Raw genomic sequence first — 18,495 nt, 5'->3', positions numbered from 1 at the left:
GCCCGTTTTGCTGTGATATGATTGCGCAGTTTCTCATCACTTACTTACTGCGGATTTACTGCGTTTCATGACCGATACTTTCTCCTCGCAACGTTTTTCCATCGCCCCAATGCTCGACTGGACCGATCGTCACTGTCGTTATTTTCACCGTAAGCTGAGCGGTGACACGCTGCTGTACACCGAAATGGTGACGACCGGCGCGATCATTCATGGTAAAGGCGACTATCTGGCCTACAGCGAGGAAGAGCATCCGCTGGCGCTGCAGCTGGGTGGCAGCGATCCCGCCGCGCTGGCGCAGTGCGCTAAGCTGGCAGAAGAGCGTGGCTACGATGAGATCAACCTCAACGTGGGTTGTCCATCCGATCGCGTCCAGAACGGCCGTTTTGGCGCCTGCCTGATGGGCGATGCGGCGCTGGTTGCCGACTGCATTAAAGCGATGCGCGATGTGGTGAGCATTCCGGTGACGGTTAAAACCCGCATCGGTATTGATGAGCAGGACAGCTACGAATTCCTGTGTGATTTTATTGGCACCGTGGCGCAACAGGGCGGCTGCGATACTTTTATTATCCACGCGCGCAAAGCGTGGCTATCGGGTTTAAGTCCGAAAGAGAATCGCGAGATTCCGCCGCTCGATTATCCCCGCGTTTACCAGCTGAAGCGCGATTTCCCGGCGCTGACCATGGCGATTAATGGCGGCATCAAAACGCTGGAAGAGGCCAAACTGCATCTGCAGCATATGGATGGCGTGATGATGGGGCGCGAAGCCTATCAGAATCCGGGCATTCTGGCGCAGGTTGACCGCGAGCTGTTTGGTCGCGATATGCCGCGCGTCGATCCGGTAGCGGTGGTGCGCTCGATGTATCCTTACATTGAAGCTGAACTATCCAAAGGTATGTACCTCGGCCATGTGACGCGCCATATGCTTGGCCTGTTCCAGGGCATTCCGGGTGCGCGCCAGTGGCGTCGCTATTTAAGTGAAAACGCCCACAAACCCGGCGCCGATGTGCGCGTGCTGGAAGCGGCGTTAGCGCTGGTAGCGGATAAGATCCCACAAGAAGTGATGTAATCACTGTTTAGCATGCCGGAACCTTCCGGTTTGATACGGTGCGCCTTCATGCGCACCGTAAAGCCAGTACCATAATTTTATAGATGGTTATTTCTACGCCGAGAATTAGTTTTTTTCATCACCTCATTATTTCTTCATTCAACTCTTGTCCATTGCTTTCAAGCAGTTAGCTATTTTTATAACCTGGCACGTATCTTGTAATGTTCCTGATGTTACTTACACAGGAGAGCCTTCGTGGAAATTCTATTTGTTATCGGCTTTTTTCTGATGCTGCTGTTCACCGGCGTTTCGTTGCTGGGCGTTATTGCAGCATTGGTGGTGGCGACCGCTTTGATGTTCTTTGGCGGATTGCTGGCAATTGTTATTAAAGTGTTGCCATGGCTGGTATTGGCGGTTGTCGCTGTCTGGCTTTATCGGGCATTTACCACGCCTTCAGGTGAGGCAAAATTGCGCAGGCTGAAAAGAAAAATCAGCGACTTAGATAGAAGGGACTGGCGCTAATTGCGGTGACGATCACAGACTCGGATATTGCTTAGCATTATTCCGCATTTAAACATATTTTTTACTTATGTTTTCTGTCAGGATGATTGGCGTTGTTTCAAACGAATTCATCGCCGCTGTCCCTACACCAGCGCGAACTATAAAAAGAAAGAAAAAAAGGGGCTTCCTACGGGAAGCCCCGTTTGCATTTAGCGATCAGGGAATCAGCAGGCTGGAACCCTGAGTCGCGCGACTCTCCAGCACCTGATGCGCGCGCACCGCGTCACTCAAGGCAAATTTCTGCTGCTCGGGCACGTTAAGCTGAATCGCGCGGCTGGCGATCAGTGAGAACAACTCATTGCTGGCGGCATCCAGTTCTTCACGGTTGGTGATGTAACCGAACAGCGAAGGTCGGGTGACGAACAGCGAGCCTTTCTTGTTGAGAATGCCGAGATCAACGCCGGTAACCGGACCCGACGCATTACCAAAGCTGACCATTAACCCGTGGCGACGCAGGCTATCCAGCGAAGGTTCCCAGGTATCTTTCCCCACTGAGTCATATACCACGGCCACTTTCTCGCCATGGGTCAACTCGCTGACGCGCTTCGCGATATTCTCTTCACGATAGTTAATTGTCGCCCAGGCACCGGCATCTTTAGCTATCTTCGCTTTCTCAGCCGAACCCACCGTGCCAATCAGATGTGCGCCGAGCGCTTTGGCCCATTGGCAGGCGATCAAACCCACGCCACCCGCGGCGGCGTGGAACAGGAAGATTTCATCAGCTTTCACTTTATAGGTTTGGCGCAGCAGATACTGCACGGTTAAACCTTTGAGGAAAGAGGCCGCGCCTTGCTCAAAGGAGATGCTGTCGGGCAGGATCACCAGACGATCTTCCGCCACATTGTGCACTTCGCTGTAGGCGCCCAGCGCGGCCTGGCAATAGACCACGCGATCGCCCGCCTTAAACCGCGTCACCGCCGATCCGACGCGTTTCACCACGCCGGCGGCTTCGGTACCCAGGCCCGAAGGGAAGCTGCTTTGCGGATACAAGCCGCTACGCACGTAGGTATCAATGTAGTTAATGCCAATCGCCTTGTTTTCCACCTGCACTTCATGTTCGGCGGGATCGGCCAGTTCGAAATCGACCCATTGCAGTACATCTGGGCCGCCGTGTTGGTTGAACTGAATACGCTTTGCCATTCTGACTCCTGTGATTGTTCATCCTGGGACGGTATACTTGCGCGTCCCTTTCACGATCGGTAATGCATTCACTATGGCAGGAAATAAACCCACCAACAAATCGAACGAACCCCGCGATCGGCAGCTGGAAGGCGTGAAAATGCCGCCGCATTCCATAGAAGCGGAGCAGTCGGTGCTCGGTGGGTTGATGCTGGATAACCAGCGCTGGGACAACGTTTCTGAACGCGTCGTCGCCAGTGATTTCTTCAACCGCTCGCACCGTCTGATTTTCACGGAAATGCAGCGTTTGCTGGAAGCTGGCCAGCCGATCGACCTGATTACGCTCTCTGAATCGCTGGAAACGCTAGGTGAATTAGAGATGGCCGGCGGCTTCGCCTATCTGGCCGAACTGGCAAAAAATACGCCAAGTGCCGCGAACATCGGTGCTTATGCCGATATCGTGCGCGAGCGTGCGGTAGTGCGCGAAATGATTTCTGTGGCGAACCAAATCGCCGATGCCGGTTACGATCCGCAAGGACGGAGCAGTGAAGATCTGCTCGACTTTGCTGAATCGAACGTTTTCAAAATTGCTGAACAGCGCGCTAATAAAGATCAGGGCCCGCAGAATATCGAGCAGATTCTGGAAGCCACGGTATCGCGCATTGAGTCGCTGGTCTCAACGCCACACGACGGCGTCACCGGCGTCGACACCGGCTATCAGGATTTGAACAAAAAAACCGCCGGTTTACAGGGCTCGGATCTGATCATTGTCGCGGCGCGTCCTTCGATGGGTAAAACCACCTTCGCCATGAATTTGTGCGAAAACGCCGCGATGCTGCAGGACAAGCCGGTGTTGATTTTCAGCCTGGAAATGCCCAGCGAGCAGCTGATGATGCGTATGCTGGCGTCGCTGTCGCGCGTGGATCAGACGCGCATTCGTACCGGTCAGCTGGAAGATGAAGATTGGGCGCGCATTTCCGCCACTATGGGGATTTTGCTTGAGAAGAAGAACATGTTTATCGATGACTCTTCTGGCCTGACGCCCACCGAAGTGCGCTCACGCGCGCGCCGCATCTTCCGTGAAAATGGCGGGTTGAGCCTGATCATGATCGACTATCTGCAGCTGATGCGCGTGCCTGCGCTGTCGGACAACCGTACGCTGGAGATCGCTGAAATCTCGCGCTCGCTCAAAGCGCTGGCGAAAGAGCTGAATGTGCCGGTGGTGGCGCTGTCGCAGCTGAACCGCTCACTGGAACAACGTGCGGATAAGCGCCCAGTGAACTCGGATCTGCGTGAATCAGGCTCGATCGAGCAGGATGCCGACTTGATCATGTTCATCTACCGTGACGAGGTGTATCACGAAAACAGCGATCTTAAAGGCATCGCCGAGATCATCCTGGGTAAGCAGCGTAACGGCCCGATCGGTACGGTACGTTTGACCTTTAATGGCCAATGGTCGCGCTTTGATAACTACGCTGGCCCGCAATACGACGACGAATAACCCTTCCAAACCGGATGCATGCACGTTTTGTGCATGCATTTCACGTCATCAGAAAATAGTGTTGGACAACCCCGGCTTTAATCAGGTTATCTGTAGCAAAGCGCCCCTTATTACGCTGTGGAAACAGAATGACTCAGGTAGACGATCACGACCTTAAGATATTGACATTATTACAATCTAACGGACGCCTCACCAACCAGGAACTCAGTGATTTAGTCGGACTTTCGGCGTCGCAATGTTCACGCCGCCGCATCAATCTTGAGCAGGCCAATCTCATTCTCGGCTATCACGCACGCCTCTCGCCCGACGCGGTGGGCCTTGGCATGGTGGGATTGATTGAAGTGCGATTGAAAAACCATACGCCGGATTATGAAGAGAGTTTCCATCGCATGGTGGAAGAAGAAGCCGCGATTGTTGATGCGTTCAAAACCACCGGCGATGCTGATTATCTGCTGAAAGTGGCGGTGGCCGATCTGGCTTCACTGAGCGCGCTGATCAGCCAGTTAGTGGCTGGCCATCAAAGCGTGGCGCACGTGAAAACTTCCGTGGTATTGAGCCGTTTGAAAGAGAACGGTTTGATGATCATCCCGCAGCACAAAACGCGCCAAAAAAGTGCGTAACGTGCTAATCTGGTGCAATTATTGCCTTAATAATGCAAAAAACGCGCACCAGAAAACAGATTTGTGCATGGGTTGATGGTTTAAGTCTCAACTGATGCACAAAAACCTGCAATAAAGCGCCTTAGTTATCAATTGGATAATCACTGGCACCCATCGGCGGCGAGCATACGCCGCCGATGTGGTGCGTTTTTTGCATTTGAACCGCATCATTTGCAATGAGATTAACCCATGGATAACGTTGTTCAACCCACTAAAGTTCCCCATTCGCTGATTGAAGATGCGCTGGCGATAGTCCTCGGCACGCTAATGGTCTCTTTCGGCGTCATTATGCTGAAACAGGCGGGTGCACTCACCGGCAGTTCTGCTGGTATTGCCTTCTTAATCAGCTATTTGTCACCGCTCTCCTTCGGTAGCGCCTTCTTCCTGATCAACCTGCCATTTTACTGGCTAGCCGTGCGGCGCATGGGCTGGGAATTTACCCTGAAAACCTTCTGCGCGGTTGGCCTGGTGTCGCTGTTCACCCATCTGCATCCACTGTTTGTGCATTTTTCTGCGCTAAATCCGTTTTATGCGACACTGTTCGGTAACGTGGTGATGGGCATTGGGTTTATAGTGTTGTTCCGTCACAAAGCCAGCCTCGGCGGTATTAATATTTTGGCGCTCTGGCTGCAGGACCGCATCGGTCTGCGTGCCGGAAAACTGCAAATGGCGGTCGATACCTGCGTGGTATTAGCGTCGCTGTTTGTGGTGTCGTTACCGATGCTGTTTGCTTCAATCGCGGGCGCGGTGATCCTCAATCTCATCATCGCAATGAATCATCGTCCCGGCCGTTACATGGTTTGATGACGCATCTTTACCTCATATTTATGACCAATCATGGAGATCTGCACCGTGTTTCAAAACGTTGATGCCTATGCCGGCGATCCGATTCTGTCGTTGATGGAAACCTTCAAACAAGATCCGCGCGATAACAAAGTAAACCTGAGCATTGGTCTCTATTACAACGAAGCGGGCATCATTCCTCAGCTGCAGGCGGTTGCCGCAGCAGAAGAGCGCCTGCAGGCGCAGCCGCATCAGGCGTCGCTGTATCTGCCGATGGAAGGTCTGAACGCTTACCGTAACGCCATTGCACCGCTGCTGTTCGGTAAACAACATCCAATGCTGCAAGCGGGCCGCATTGCGTCCATCCAGACGTTGGGCGGCTCAGGCGCGCTGAAAGTCGGTGCTGATTTCCTTAAGCGTTACTTCCCGGCGTCCAACGTGTGGGTGAGCGATCCGACGTGGGAAAACCACGTCGCGATCTTCAACGGTGCCGGTTTCGAGGTGAATACCTATCCGTGGTATGACGCGGAAACCAACGGCGTGAAGTTTGATGCGTTCATCGCCAAACTGAAAACCTTGCCGAAGCAATCCATCGTGCTGCTGCACCCGTGCTGCCATAACCCAACCGGCGCCGATCTCACCAACGCACAGTGGGATGAAACCACCGAAGTACTGAAAGCGCAGGAGCTGATTCCGTTCCTCGATATCGCTTATCAGGGCTTTGGCGCGGGCATGGAAGCGGATGCTTATGCGATTCGCGCGATTGCGGCCGCGGGTCTGCCTGCGCTGGTCAGCAACTCGTTCTCCAAGATTTTCTCGCTATACGGCGAGCGCGTTGGCGGCCTGTCTATTGTCTGCGATAGCGCGGAAGAGTCCGCTCGTGTGTTGGGCCAGCTGAAAGCCACCGTGCGCCGCAATTACTCCAGCCCGCCAAACTTCGGTGCGCAGGTGGTTTCCTGCGTACTGAACGACGAAGCGCTGCTCAACAATTGGCTGGCAGAAGTCGAAGCGATGCGTCTGCGCATCATCGACATGCGTCAGGCATTGGTTGAAGTATTGAGTACCAAACTGCCGGGACAAAACTTTGATTACCTGCTGAAACAGCGTGGCATGTTCAGCTATACCGGCTTGAGCGCGCAGCAGGTTGACCGTCTGCGTGATGAGTTTGGCGTGTATCTGATCGCCAGCGGCCGCATGTGCGTTGCCGGCCTGAACAGCCGTAACGTCAACCAGGTTGCTGAGGCGTTTGCTGCGGTGATGTAACTTCACTGCGACGGCGCGCCACAAAAAACCGCCAACATGGTTTGGCGGTTTTTTATTTATAACTTTTTTTAACTATAAACCGGACTGGTCTCGTTAGCGCTTCTCCCCATGAGTGTAAATATCCTCCAGCCTGAAACGGCGCGAGAGCGGCAATGTAGTCGCATATTTAAACTCACAAGGAAGCACGCTTATGACCTGGACCGCTTACTCTTTTGCAGTCAAACCCCTCGCTTGTGTATTAGCCTTAGCCTTTTCCCTTCCGGTTTACAGCACCGCTTTAACGCGTGATAACGGCGCCCCCGTCGGCGATAACCAGAACTCACAAACCGCAGGCGAAAATGGCGCAGTGTTACTGCAAGATGTGCAGCTGATCCAAAAGCTGCAACGCTTTGACCGAGAACGCATCCCAGAGCGCGTGGTACATGCACGCGGTACCGGCGCGCACGGCGAGTTCCGCGCCAGCAAAGATATTAGCGACTTAACCATTGCCGAAGTCTTTAAACCAGGCAGCGTGACGCCAGTATTTGTGCGCTTCTCGTCCGTGGTGCACAGCAAACATTCACCGGAAACGCTGCGCGATCCACGCGGTTTTGCCACCAAGTTTTACACCAGCCAGGGCAACTGGGATTTAGTGGGTAACAACCTGCCGGTATTCTTCATCCGCGACGCGATTAAATTCCCGGACATGGTGCATGCCTTTAAGCCTGATCCACGCACCAATCTTGGCAACGACGCGCGCACCTTTGATTTCTTCTCTCACGTACCGGAAGCCACGCACGGCCTGACCATGCTGTTCTCCAACATGGGGACGCCAGCAAACTATCGCCAGATGGATGGCAACAGCGTGCACGCCTATAAGTTCGTCAACGCCAAAGGTGAAGTGCACTACGTGAAATTCCACTGGAAAACCCTGCAGGGCGAGAAAAATCTCGATCCAGGCGAAGTGGCGGCTATTCAGAGCAGCACTTTCAGCCACATGACAGAAGATTTAGTGGCATCGATCAACAACAAAGACTTCCCGAAATGGGATCTCTATATTCAAACCATCAAAGCCAGCGATCTGGATAAGTTCGACTTCAACCCGCTGGACGCTACCAAAATCTGGCCGGGTATCGCAGAAGTGAAAGTCGGCCAGATGGAATTGAACCGCAACGTGGATAATTTCTTCCAGGAAACCGAGCAGGTGGCGATGGCGCCATCGAATCTGGTTCCGGGCATTGAGCCATCGGAAGATCGCTTGCTGCAAGGTCGTTTGTTCTCTTACGCCGATACCCAGATGCACCGTTTGGGCGCCAATGGCCTGACGTTGCCGGTCAACGCGCCGCGCGTGCCGGTGAGCAACGGTAATCAGGACGGCGCGATGAACAGCGGCAAGGCTGACGATCATGGCGTCAACTATCAGCCAAGCCGTGTCTATCCACGCGAAGAGCTGCAGAGCGCCCGATACAGCCACAGCCCGCTGAGCGGCATCACGCAGCAGGCGATGATTGCCAAAACGCAGAACTTTAAGCAGGCGGGCGATCTGTATCGTTCCTTCAATGACAAAGAGAAAACCGATCTGATCAATTCTCTGGGCGGCGCGCTGAAAGGCGTGGATGTGCAGAGCCGCGCCATTATGTTGTCGTACTTCTACAAGGCTGATAAAGAGTACGGCGAACGTCTGGCTGCAATTACTAAAGACGATGTGGGCAGCATCAAAACCATGGCCGCTAAGCTGAGCGACTAACCTTCAGTCGGCAGAGTTCACGCTCTGCCGTTTTTTCCTCTCTTCAGGGTTTACCTTTCGCCGACATGCTGCACACTTAAACGGTGTAATTACTTTTAGGATTCTGGCATGTGGCATCAACAAACGCTTACGCTTGGCGCCAAAGCGCGCGGCTTTCATCTGATCACCGACGAGATTGTCGGCCAGCTTCATGGCTTATCCGATGTGCGCGTCGGCCAACTGCATCTGCTGCTGCAACACACATCGGCGTCGTTAACGCTCAATGAGAATTGCGATCCCACCGTGCGCAGCGATATGGAGCAGCATTTCTTACGCCATGTTCCGGAAAGTGCGCCTTATCAGCACGATTACGAAGGGGCTGACGACATGCCGGCACACATCAAATCGTCACTGCTCGGCGTCTCGCTGCTGATTCCGGTTAACCGCGGTCGCCTGATGTTAGGTACGTGGCAGGGAATCTGGTTGGGTGAACATCGGGTGCAGGGCGGTGCGCGGCGTATCGTGGCGACCTTACAAGGGGAATAAAAGATGAATACTTCGGATTTACTGACGTACTGCATGAGCAAGCCGGGCGCGGAGCAAAGCTTTAAAGAGTGCTGGCAGGCGACGCAGATTAAAAGTGAAGGTGTGCTGTTTGCCATGCTTTATGAGGTAAAAGGGCGTCCGGCCTTGTCGCTGAAAGCCACGCCTGCGCTAGCGGAATTGTTACGTGAGGAGCACAACGATGTGTTTCCCAGCGAACATTTAAATAAGTCGCACTGGAGCACGCTGTGGCTGGATGGTTCGCTAAAAGATTCGCAGATTTACTATCTGGTGGATGCTTCCTGGCAACAGGCTGACGCCACGCGCGCGGCGGGCGTCAACCATGATGAACACTGAGGCGAATTAAGCCGCAGATTCCTCGCGCAGAGTATTGATATCAATCACGAAGCGGTATTTCACATCGCTTTTCAGCATACGTTCGTAGGCTTCGTTGATTTGATTCATCGCGATCAGTTCGATATCTGAAGTGATACCGTGCTTGCCGCAGAAATCCAGCATTTCCTGGGTTTCCGCGATGCCGCCAATCAGTGAACCGGCGATGCTGCGACGTTTGAAGATCAGGTTGAAGACCTGCGGTGCCGGGTGATCGTGCTCCGGCGCGCCGACCAGCGTCATGTTGCCATCACGCTTCAGCAGGGCAATGAACGGGTTGAGATCGTGCTGCGCTGCAACGGTGTTCAGGATGAAGTCGAAGCTGTTGGTGTGTGCGGCCATTTGGTCGGCATCTTTCGAGATCACCACTTCATCAGCGCCCAGACGTTTACCATCTTCAATTTTTGACGGTGACGTGGTGAACAGCACCACATGTGCGCCCATCGCATGAGCCAGCTTCACGCCCATGTGACCAAGGCCGCCCAAACCGACGATACCGACTTTTTTACCCGGACCGACATTCCAGTGGCGCAGCGGTGAGTAAGTGGTGATACCGGCACACAGCAGTGGCGCAACGCCCGCCAGATCGAGATTTTCTGGTACGCGCAGCACGAAGCTTTCATCTACTACCATGCTGGTGGAGTAACCGCCGTAGGTGATTGCGCCGGTTTCACGGTCTTCACCGTTGTAAGTACCAACAAAGCCATTCTCGCAATACTGCTCCAGCCCTTCCTGACAGCTTGGACAGCTGCGGCAGGAATCAACCATACAACCAACACCGACCAAATCGCCCACTTTGTAGTTGTGGGTGTGAGCGCCAACGGCCGTCACGCGACCGACAATCTCATGGCCAGGCACCACAGGAAAAATGGTGTTGCGCCATTCGTTGCGCGCGGTATGCAGGTCCGAGTGGCAGACGCCGCAGTACAACACTTCAATCTGCACATCATGAGCGCGCAGTTCGCGTGGCTTAAAATCGAACGGGGCGAGTTTTGCTTTCGCGTCCTGTGCGGCATAGGCATGCGTAATATTCATGGTGTCTCCAGTAGGATGTGTCGTGATTTCTATGCGGGATCCCGTTCAGCGCACTGAAGGGATAAAGGGCGTAAGGGACGCCAAAAGGAACGTTGTAAGGATAGTCAGCAGGGGGGAATGCGTATATGCCTGAAGTTGTCTGATTCTTGCCTGTTCCTGCATTTCGTTGCGGAATCCGACAGAAAAAAACAGGCCCGCAATGGCGGGCCTGAGAGGAGTTTACTTCTTCAACATTGGCTTAAGGAAACGCGCCGTGTGTGATTTTTCACACTCCGCCACCGTTTCTGGCGTGCCGGACACCAGGATTTCACCGCCGCCGCTGCCGCCTTCCGGGCCGAGATCGACAATCCAGTCTGCGGTTTTCACCACGTCGAGGTTGTGCTCAATCACCACGATGGTGTTGCCCTGATCGCGCAGCTGATGAAGCACTTCCAGTAACTGCTGAATATCCGCAAAGTGCAGGCCGGTGGTCGGCTCATCGAGGATATAGAGCGTCTGGCCGGTGCCGCGTTTTGACAGCTCACGCGCCAGCTTGACGCGCTGCGCTTCACCACCAGAAAGCGTGGTAGCTGACTGGCCCAGACGGATATACGACAGGCCGACATCGACCAGCGTTTGCAGCTTACGCGCCAGCGCTGGCACCGCATCAAAAAATTCGCGGGCTTCTTCGATGGTCATATCCAGCACTTCGTGGATGCTCTTGCCTTTGTATTTAATCTCCAGCGTTTCGCGGTTATAGCGCTTGCCTTTGCACTGGTCGCACGGCACGTAGATGTCGGGCAGAAAGTGCATCTCTACCTTGATCACGCCGTCACCCTGACAGGCTTCGCAGCGTCCGCCGCGCACGTTGAAGCTGAAGCGCCCCGGATTGTAGCCGCGTGAACGCGCTTCCGGCACGCCGGCGAACAGTTCACGCACCGGAGTGAAAATGCCGGTGTAGGTCGCGGGATTCGAACGCGGTGTGCGACCGATCGGGCTCTGATCGATATCGATCACTTTATCGAAATGCTCCAGACCGGCGATCTCACGATAAGGCGCGGCTTCGATGGTGGTCGCGCCGTTGAGCTGGCGCTGCGCAATCGGGAACAGCGTATCGTTGATCAGCGTCGATTTACCCGATCCGGACACGCCGGTGATGCAGGTAAATAAGCCAACCGGAATCGTCAGCGTGACATCTTTGAGGTTGTTACCGCGCGCACCGGTGAGTTTCAGCACTTTGGCTGGATCGCCTTTGACGCGCTCTTGGGGAATCGCAATCTCACGTTTGCCGCTAAGGAACTGGCCGGTCAGGGAATTTTCATTCGCCATGATCGCGTGCACATCACCTTCGGCAACCACCTGACCACCGTGCACGCCCGCGCCTGGGCCGATATCGATCACATGGTCAGCGGCACGAATCGCATCCTCATCGTGCTCCACCACTATCACCGTGTTACCGAGATCGCGCAGGTGAATCAGCGTGCCAAGCAGGCGTTCGTTGTCGCGCTGGTGAAGGCCGATTGAGGGTTCATCCAGCACGTACATCACGCCGACCAAACCGGCACCAATCTGGCTGGCCAGACGAATACGCTGCGCTTCACCGCCGGAGAGCGTTTCCGCCGAGCGTGACATCGACAGGTAATTCAGGCCGACGTTCACCAGGAAGCTCAGGCGATCGCCAATCTCCTTCAGGATTTTTTCCGCAATCTGCGCACGCTGGCCGCTCAGCTTCATGTTGGCGAAGAAATCCATCGCATGACCGATGCTCATTTCTGAGATGGTCGGCAGGTTGGTGTCTTCAACAAAAACATGACGCGCTTCACGACGCAGACGCGTACCTTCACAGCTGGCGCAGGCACGGTTGCTGATAAATTTCGCCAGCTCTTCGCGCACCGCGTTGGATTCCGTCTCTTTATAACGGCGCTCCATGTTGTGCAGCACGCCTTCAAACGGATGGCGGCGCACTGAGGTGTCACCGCGATCGTTGATGTATTTGAATTCGATATTCTCTTTGCCGGAACCGTACAGAATCACTTCGCGCGCTTTGTCGCTTAGGCTGTTAAACGGAGCTTCGACATCGAATTGCAGATGCTCTGCCAGCGAGCGCAGCATCTGGAAGTAGTAGAAGTTACGGCGATCCCAGCCGCGGATGGCGCCTCCGGCCAGCGACAGCTCGGGGTTCTGCACCACTCTATCGGGATCGAAATATTGCTGCACGCCCAGGCCATCGCAGGTCGGGCAGGCGCCAGCCGGATTGTTGAACGAGAACAGGCGCGGTTCGAGTTCACGCATGCTGTAGCCACAGATTGGGCAGGCAAAGTTGGCCGAGAACAGCATCTCTTCGGCGCTGGGATCGTCCATATCGGCGACGATCGCCGTGCCACCGCTCAGTTCCAGCGTGGTCTCAAAGGATTCGGCCAGACGCGTTGCCAGATCCTCGCGCACGCGGAAGCGGTCAATCACCACTTCGATAGTGTGCTTCTTCTGCAACTCCAGCTTCGGTGGATCCGACAGATCGCACACTTCACCATCGATACGCGCACGGATATAGCCCTGCGCGGCGAGGTTTTCCAGCGTTTTGGTGTGTTCGCCTTTGCGATCTTTCACCACCGGTGCCAGCAGCATCAGACGACGGCCTTCTTCCTGCGACAGCACCTGATCGACCATCTGACTCACGGTTTGCGCCGCCAGTGGAACGTCATGATCCGGACAGCGCGGTTCACCCACGCGCGCGAAAAGCAGGCGCAGGTAGTCGTGAATTTCGGTAATGGTGCCGACAGTGGAACGCGGGTTATGCGAAGTCGATTTCTGCTCAATGGAGATGGCGGGCGAAAGACCTTCAATATGGTCAACGTCCGGTTTCTCCATTAATGAAAGAAACTGGCGCGCATAGGCCGAAAGCGACTCGACATAGCGACGCTGGCCTTCCGCATACAGCGTATCAAACGCCAGCGAAGACTTACCGGAACCTGACAGACCGGTGACCACAATGAGCTTATCGCGAGGGATGATCAGGTTGATGTTCTTCAAATTATGGGTGCGAGCACCGCGGACTTCGATCTTATCCATTCACCTTTCCCGGATTGAACAACACTCGCCATGCCTTGCCAGCACGACCAGCAGAAACGGTCCATTATGGCACAAAAAATAAACTGAATAAATATCCAGTGTTTTTGCTATTCTGTCCGCCGATAAATTTTGGAATCCCGCTCTAAAGTGGGCACACGCCAATGTGACGTGATACAATTTTTCGCTTAGACTTTTAGCATCAACTCATCGGGAGACAGCAACATGGCCAGTCGTGGCGTAAACAAAGTGATTCTAGTCGGGAATCTGGGTCAGGATCCGGAAGTGCGCTACATGCCAAATGGTGGCGCGGTAGCCAACATTACGCTGGCCACGTCAGAAAGCTGGCGCGATAAGACAACCGGTGAAAACAAAGAGATCACGGAATGGCACCGCGTTGTGCTGTTCGGCAAGCTGGCGGAAGTGGCTGGCGAATACCTGCGTAAAGGTTCTCAGGTTTACATCGAAGGTCAGCTGCGTACCCGCAAATGGACCGATCAGGCCGGCCAGGAAAAATACACCACTGAAGTGGTGGTTAACGTTGGCGGCACCATGCAGATGCTGGGCGGACGTCAGCAGGGCGCGAACGCAGGTGGCGCACCGGCAGGCGGCCAGGGCGGCGGCAATAACAATGGTTGGGGCCAGCCACAGCAGCCACAACAGCAGCCGCAGGGCGGTGGCAACCAGTTCAGCGGCGGTGCGCAGCAGCGTCCACAGCAGCAGAGCGCGCCTGCTAACAACGAACCGCCAATGGATTTTGACGACGATATTCCGTTCTGATAATCCGCCTGAGCTATCTCAGGCCGGACGTTATCGAATCCAGAAATGCCATTCCGCGAGGAGTGGCATTTTTTTTATCTCAAGCCAAACAAGGTGCAGCCTTAATGCGGTCGCCATTCCCGCAATAACGCTTCCGTCTCACGTACCAGCACCGGGTTGCCCGGCATAATCAAATCGGCCCACACTTCGTTGTGCTGATTGATTTGCTGCTGCGCGGAAACATAGGTGCGGTCGGCGGTGGTATGCGCATCGGCGGCGACGGTGATGTGATAGCCGAGGCTGGCGCCGACTTTGATGGTGGTATCGACACAGTAATCAGTCGCGCAGCCGCAAATAACGAAGCTTTTAATACCGCGTTGGTCGAGTTGAGCGGCGAGATCGGTTTGCCAGAAACTGTCGCAGGCGGTTTTATTGACAAAGATGGCGTTGGCCGGCTGCTGCAACTCGGGCACGATGGCCCAGCCTGCTGAATTGACCTCTAAACCTGGGCCAACGTGCTGGATGAAGAGCACCTGATCGGCCGCAGCGGTTAACTGATTGATCCGCTCGCAGCGTCCGGCACGATCAAAACGCGGCGATGCCAGCACGCCGTTTTGCATATCCACTACCACAACTACACGATTAGCCATTTTGATCTCCTGTTAAGTTTTGACAGTGTCCGGTGAACTCGCAACGAGGTAAAGCAAATCCGCTTTGCATTTATCGCCACTGCCGCGCATGCTTATAAGCGATTTTTCCCGGAGGTGTGTCGTGAAGGTGGTTCCTGAAATCTTTCCTTGTGAGCAAGATCGTGCGCAGTTTCAGCATTTTGCTGAGCTGCCGGGCATCGAGCTGTATCAGGCGCACATCTCCCGCTACGCTTTTGAACCGCATACCCATGAAGCCTTTGGCATCGGCACTATCGAATCGGGCGCCCAGCGCTTTCGCTATCGCGGCGCCAGTTACACCGCGCCGCAGCATTCGCTGGTGATGATGAATCCTGACGAGCTGCACACCGGTGAATCTGCCTGCGACGAAGGCTGGCGTTATCGCATGATCTATATTGATCCGCAGGAGATGGATCGTCTGACCGGCGATCGTCATTGGTGGTTCACCGACGCTCTGCGCACCGATGCGCGTCTGGCGCAGCCGTTTTCTCAATTGCTGGCGCAGATGTGGCAGGCGGAAACCCCGCTGGAGCGTGAAAGCATTTTGCTCGAACTGCTGGAGTTAATGCGTCCGCTGGCGCGTCAGGGACAGCAGCGACCTGTCGAAGGTGCACATCGCTTTGATGCGGTAAGAGACTATTTGCGTGAAAATCTCGCCGAACCGGTGCGCCTCGAAGAACTTGCTGCGCTGGCATCACTGTCGCCGTGGCATTTCCTGCGCAGTTTTAAACAACACTTCCACGTCACGCCGCATCAAATGCTGATGGCTTTTCGTCTGTTCGCAGCAAAACAGCAGCTGGCACGCGGCGACAGTGCGGCAACCGTCGCGGCATCGGTTGGTCTTACCGATCAGGCTCATCTCACCCGCGCCTTCGCGCATCGCTACGGCATCACGCCGGGCCGCTATCAAAAACAAGTGTTCCCTTCACGCTAACCGCAATCTGCTACAAGCCTTTAGCCTCCACCTGCGTCACACTGCAGCGGAATGCATATAAAGGAAGAGTTTATGTTTGCTGGAATACTGTTTGCGCTGGCGGCGGGACTGATGTGGGGATTGATCTTTGTGGGCCCGTTGTTAATACCGGATTATCCCGGCACCTTGCAATCGGCCGGACGCTACGTTGCCTTTGGTTTGGTGGTGTTGCCGCTCGCCTGGCTGGATCGCCGTCGTTTGCGTCAGCTGGCGCGCAAAGACTGGATTGAAGCGCTGAAGCTGTCGCTGATTGGCAATTTGCTCTATTACGCGTTTCTCGCCAGCGCGATTCAACGCACCGGCGCGCCCATTTCTACCATGATTATCGGCACCTTGCCGGTGGTGATTACTGTGACGGCCAATCTCTGTTATGGCCATCTTGAAGGGCGCTTGCCGTGGCGTAAATTGACGCCAGCGTTGCTGATTATTGCTGTGGGCCTGGCTTGCGTGAATGCCGCCGAACTCCAGACGCAAGGCCCCGATTTTGATTGGTCGCGCTATCTCACCGGTTTAGGGTTAGCGGTTCTGGCGGTGGCATGCTGGACATGGTATCCGCTGCGTAATGGTTTATGGTTACGCGCGCATCCCCAGCACAAGCCATCCAGCTGGGCGACGGCACAAGGTTTGGTGACGCTGCCGCTGGCAATAGTGTTCTATCTATTAGTCTGCGTGCAGCTTCACTGGCAGCAACCTGCATTTGCGCTGCCATTCGGGCCGCAACCGCAACGCTTTCTATTATTGATGTTAGGTATCGGGCTGATTTGCTCATGGTTGGGCACGCTCTGCTGGAATGCGGCCAGCCAACGCGTGCCGACGGTGATCATGGGGCCGCTGATTGTGTTCGAAACCTTAGCCGGTTTGCTGTGGACATTCCTGTGGCGACAAAGCTGGCCGCCGTTGCTAACCGTGCTTGGCATTGGTTGTTTGATTATTGGCGTGATCTACGCGATGCGTATTAAACCCCAGCCGCACATCACTGCGGTATAGGTCATCAAAATCAGCGCTGCTGAAAAATCATTTCGGCAGCGTACTACGCTGTATTTTAAGAATTTGACTAACCCTTTTCACTCGCCTCTTCGCCCATTCAGGCGCTCAGCTGGCCATCGATATAACATTTTGGCTAATTGCAGCCCTCTTTTTAGCGCTGATTTGTCATAAAAAGTCATACCGTTTCATCCGGCGCATGAGTGTTTAACCGTATTAAGGCTTCCTGAACCTTCACGAATCTCCGATCTTCCTGGCTATCGCAGGCCCTAAAGCGGAAAAAACCGACGCATTAACGCGCAAAAACATGCATCTAACCTACCGTTTATTGCCATTTGGCACTGAAGATTGGCACTTGAAAACCACTTTTTGCTTAAGGGAATCGAGAGATGTTAAGAAAGATTCCATTAACCTTTGGCAAAAAACCATTAAGCGTAGCGATGAATAGGGTGCAGGAATTTAACTTATTTCCCGCTTTTTGGCCGTTATTGTTTAGGGCAGGTAACCTTTGTTATCAGGATTATTCCTGGCAACAGAAGAGGGAATTATGGTCTACGCGTGTCAAACGATTGACGAATCGATCTCAGAACAGATCCAGATGAAAACAGAGGTTGTGTGTGAGCGGTTACACTCGGTTGTTCATTAATGCTTAACAGAACTATCCGCATTCAGGACTGATGATTAATGTTGGTAAAGTAATAATCGAAGCGCCAATCTCACCGAAATGAGATTGGACTTCGTTAGAATGGCTTGAATAGAGAGACTTTTGCTGATGTGAATCTATTTTACCGCAAAAAAGGAAGCAATTCCGCGATGGTATTCATCAGGAAAAATTGGTGCGAATTGTTATGTTGTGAACGCCGTATTAAATGATCTTGATATCTTCTGGTAAGAACAAATCTCAGCATTAGGTCAAATAACATCGGCCTTAATGGTATTAGCGATTATCTGTACCTGCAGGATAATGATAAACGCTACGGCTAATATCCAGTAAACGGCAGCTACGACGGGTACCTATGTCGAATGTCGTTTGCAGAAAGTTAACCGCCTGACGCTTTTCATTGGTGGTGAAGAAGTTTTTCAATACGCTTTGCAGCATCTCTTTATCGGAACTCAGTGATTGCAGCTCACGCGTGAGGTTAAGTAGCTGATCTTCCAGCTCCTTGATTTTTCTACCTTCTTCGGAAGAGAGCCCAGAAAACTTCTTCTTCCAGCTATAGAAAGTGGCCTCGGAAATGCCAAGCTCCTCACAAATCTCCCTGACTTTCACTCCCGTTTCAGAAGCTTTAATGGCATTTGTGATTTGCTCTTCGCTATATCGTGACTTTCTCATAAATGCTATTACCTTTCTTATCAATTAGTGGATGAGAATTACTGTATTAATATCTGGCACTGCAAAAACACTATTAATGCAGTATTAAAGTGCGCGATTTGAATTGCGAGGGTTAAATTAAGATAT

Annotated in this window: 17 protein-coding genes; 12 read left to right on the top strand and 5 right to left on the bottom strand. The window is 53.7% G+C overall.

The genetic code is table 11. The features are described from left to right. The first annotated feature begins 67 nt into the window (after positions 1-67). Both dusA and pspG read left to right on the top strand, forming a co-directional pair. Positions 68-1,066, top strand: a complete 999-nt coding sequence (dusA, locus tag Q3H59_RS18570) for a tRNA dihydrouridine(20/20a) synthase DusA (RefSeq protein WP_137384962.1) — start codon at positions 68-70, stop codon at positions 1,064-1,066. Between the two features lie 234 nt (positions 1,067-1,300). Then, positions 1,301-1,567: an envelope stress response protein PspG gene (pspG, locus tag Q3H59_RS18565; protein ID WP_061718375.1), complete on the top strand. Its 267-nt coding sequence runs from the start codon at positions 1,301-1,303 to the stop codon at positions 1,565-1,567. Positions 1,568-1,762: 195 nt separating this feature from the next. Here pspG and Q3H59_RS18560 read toward each other — a convergent pair whose 3' ends face one another. After that, positions 1,763-2,746, bottom strand: coding sequence for a quinone oxidoreductase (locus Q3H59_RS18560; protein WP_217550064.1), 984 nt, complete (start codon positions 2,744-2,746; stop codon positions 1,763-1,765). A 73-nt stretch (positions 2,747-2,819) separates the two neighbouring features. Here Q3H59_RS18560 and dnaB point away from each other — a divergent pair, with 73 nt between their 5' ends. The 7 genes from dnaB to Q3H59_RS18525 all read left to right on the top strand — a co-directional run bounded on the left by dnaB (position 2,820) and on the right by Q3H59_RS18525 (position 9,536). Continuing rightward, positions 2,820-4,226, top strand: coding sequence for a replicative DNA helicase (gene dnaB, locus Q3H59_RS18555; protein ID WP_101763062.1), 1,407 nt, complete (start codon positions 2,820-2,822; stop codon positions 4,224-4,226). A gap of 128 nt (positions 4,227-4,354) precedes the next feature. Continuing rightward, entirely contained in the window at positions 4,355-4,846 is a 492-nt protein-coding gene (locus Q3H59_RS18550; RefSeq protein WP_097095220.1) for an Lrp/AsnC family transcriptional regulator, read from the top strand. A 228-nt stretch (positions 4,847-5,074) separates the two neighbouring features. Then, entirely contained in the window at positions 5,075-5,689 is a 615-nt protein-coding gene (locus Q3H59_RS18545; RefSeq protein ID WP_008109953.1) for a YitT family protein, read from the top strand. 48 nt (positions 5,690-5,737) lie between these two features. Continuing rightward, positions 5,738-6,931, top strand: coding sequence for an amino acid aminotransferase (locus Q3H59_RS18540; RefSeq protein ID WP_101763128.1), 1,194 nt, complete (start codon positions 5,738-5,740; stop codon positions 6,929-6,931). A gap of 190 nt (positions 6,932-7,121) precedes the next feature. Continuing rightward, on the top strand, positions 7,122-8,657 hold the full coding sequence (locus Q3H59_RS18535; RefSeq protein WP_309836267.1) for a catalase: 1,536 nt from the start codon (positions 7,122-7,124) through the stop codon (positions 8,655-8,657). A gap of 108 nt (positions 8,658-8,765) precedes the next feature. Next, positions 8,766-9,182 carry a secondary thiamine-phosphate synthase enzyme YjbQ gene (locus Q3H59_RS18530; protein WP_061718371.1) on the top strand — a complete coding sequence of 139 codons (417 nt, stop codon included), beginning with the start codon at positions 8,766-8,768 and terminating at the stop codon, positions 9,180-9,182. Positions 9,183-9,185: 3 nt separating this feature from the next. Then, positions 9,186-9,536 (top strand): MmcQ/YjbR family DNA-binding protein, encoded by a 351-nt coding sequence (locus Q3H59_RS18525; RefSeq protein ID WP_101763060.1) that lies wholly within the window; start codon positions 9,186-9,188, stop codon positions 9,534-9,536. A gap of 6 nt (positions 9,537-9,542) precedes the next feature. Here Q3H59_RS18525 and Q3H59_RS18520 read toward each other — a convergent pair whose 3' ends face one another. Both Q3H59_RS18520 and uvrA read right to left on the bottom strand, forming a co-directional pair. Next, the gene (locus Q3H59_RS18520) at positions 9,543-10,607 is read right to left on the bottom strand and encodes an NAD(P)-dependent alcohol dehydrogenase (protein WP_137384967.1); all 1,065 of its coding nucleotides are present in this window, start codon (positions 10,605-10,607) and stop codon (positions 9,543-9,545) included. A gap of 219 nt (positions 10,608-10,826) precedes the next feature. Next, on the bottom strand, positions 10,827-13,655 hold the full coding sequence (uvrA, locus tag Q3H59_RS18515) for an excinuclease ABC subunit UvrA (RefSeq protein ID WP_110868157.1): 2,829 nt from the start codon (positions 13,653-13,655) through the stop codon (positions 10,827-10,829). A 222-nt stretch (positions 13,656-13,877) separates the two neighbouring features. On the opposite strand from uvrA, the gene ssb1 reads away from it, so the two are divergent. Further along, a complete protein-coding gene (gene ssb1, locus Q3H59_RS18510; protein ID WP_061718369.1) occupies positions 13,878-14,432 on the top strand; it encodes a single-stranded DNA-binding protein SSB1 in 555 nt (184 codons plus the stop codon). Between the two features lie 101 nt (positions 14,433-14,533). Here the strand turns inward: ssb1 and Q3H59_RS18505 are convergent, their stop codons facing one another. After that, positions 14,534-15,061 carry an isochorismatase family protein gene (locus Q3H59_RS18505; RefSeq protein WP_309836262.1) on the bottom strand — a complete coding sequence of 176 codons (528 nt, stop codon included), beginning with the start codon at positions 15,059-15,061 and terminating at the stop codon, positions 14,534-14,536. Positions 15,062-15,182: 121 nt separating this feature from the next. Here Q3H59_RS18505 and Q3H59_RS18500 point away from each other — a divergent pair, with 121 nt between their 5' ends. Further along, positions 15,183-16,013, top strand: coding sequence for an AraC family transcriptional regulator (locus tag Q3H59_RS18500; protein WP_101763054.1), 831 nt, complete (start codon positions 15,183-15,185; stop codon positions 16,011-16,013). A 72-nt stretch (positions 16,014-16,085) separates the two neighbouring features. After that, a complete protein-coding gene (locus Q3H59_RS18495; RefSeq protein ID WP_309836259.1) occupies positions 16,086-17,039 on the top strand; it encodes a DMT family transporter in 954 nt (317 codons plus the stop codon). A 934-nt stretch (positions 17,040-17,973) separates the two neighbouring features. On the opposite strand, the gene Q3H59_RS18490 is transcribed toward Q3H59_RS18495, so the two are convergent. Continuing rightward, positions 17,974-18,369 (bottom strand): IS3 family transposase, encoded by a 396-nt coding sequence (locus Q3H59_RS18490; RefSeq protein ID WP_008109970.1) that lies wholly within the window; start codon positions 18,367-18,369, stop codon positions 17,974-17,976. Positions 18,370-18,495: the final 126 nt, after the last annotated feature.

It is taken from the genome of Pantoea sp. SORGH_AS_0659 (genome assembly GCF_031453915.1).
GTDB lineage: Bacteria > Pseudomonadota > Gammaproteobacteria > Enterobacterales > Enterobacteriaceae > Pantoea > Pantoea leporis.
This window is presented reverse-complemented; position numbering and strand designations above follow the sequence as displayed.

What these genes read in the sequence shown, in the direction of transcription:
- dusA (WP_137384962.1), top strand. Translation starts at nt 68, where the DNA reads ATGACCGATACTTTCTCCTCGCAACGTTTTTCCATCGCCCCAATGCTC.
- Q3H59_RS18560 (WP_217550064.1), bottom strand. Translation starts at nt 2,746, where the DNA reads ATGGCAAAGCGTATTCAGTTCAACCAACACGGCGGCCCAGATGTACTG.
- dnaB (WP_101763062.1), top strand. Translation starts at nt 2,820, where the DNA reads ATGGCAGGAAATAAACCCACCAACAAATCGAACGAACCCCGCGATCGG.
- Q3H59_RS18550 (WP_097095220.1), top strand. Translation starts at nt 4,355, where the DNA reads ATGACTCAGGTAGACGATCACGACCTTAAGATATTGACATTATTACAA.
- Q3H59_RS18545 (WP_008109953.1), top strand. Translation starts at nt 5,075, where the DNA reads ATGGATAACGTTGTTCAACCCACTAAAGTTCCCCATTCGCTGATTGAA.
- Q3H59_RS18535 (WP_309836267.1), top strand. Translation starts at nt 7,122, where the DNA reads ATGACCTGGACCGCTTACTCTTTTGCAGTCAAACCCCTCGCTTGTGTA.
- Q3H59_RS18530 (WP_061718371.1), top strand. Translation starts at nt 8,766, where the DNA reads ATGTGGCATCAACAAACGCTTACGCTTGGCGCCAAAGCGCGCGGCTTT.
- Q3H59_RS18525 (WP_101763060.1), top strand. Translation starts at nt 9,186, where the DNA reads ATGAATACTTCGGATTTACTGACGTACTGCATGAGCAAGCCGGGCGCG.
- Q3H59_RS18520 (WP_137384967.1), bottom strand. Translation starts at nt 10,607, where the DNA reads ATGAATATTACGCATGCCTATGCCGCACAGGACGCGAAAGCAAAACTC.
- uvrA (WP_110868157.1), bottom strand. Translation starts at nt 13,655, where the DNA reads ATGGATAAGATCGAAGTCCGCGGTGCTCGCACCCATAATTTGAAGAAC.
- ssb1 (WP_061718369.1), top strand. Translation starts at nt 13,878, where the DNA reads ATGGCCAGTCGTGGCGTAAACAAAGTGATTCTAGTCGGGAATCTGGGT.
- Q3H59_RS18505 (WP_309836262.1), bottom strand. Translation starts at nt 15,061, where the DNA reads ATGGCTAATCGTGTAGTTGTGGTAGTGGATATGCAAAACGGCGTGCTG.
- Q3H59_RS18495 (WP_309836259.1), top strand. Translation starts at nt 16,086, where the DNA reads ATGTTTGCTGGAATACTGTTTGCGCTGGCGGCGGGACTGATGTGGGGA.
- Q3H59_RS18490 (WP_008109970.1), bottom strand. Translation starts at nt 18,369, where the DNA reads ATGAGAAAGTCACGATATAGCGAAGAGCAAATCACAAATGCCATTAAA.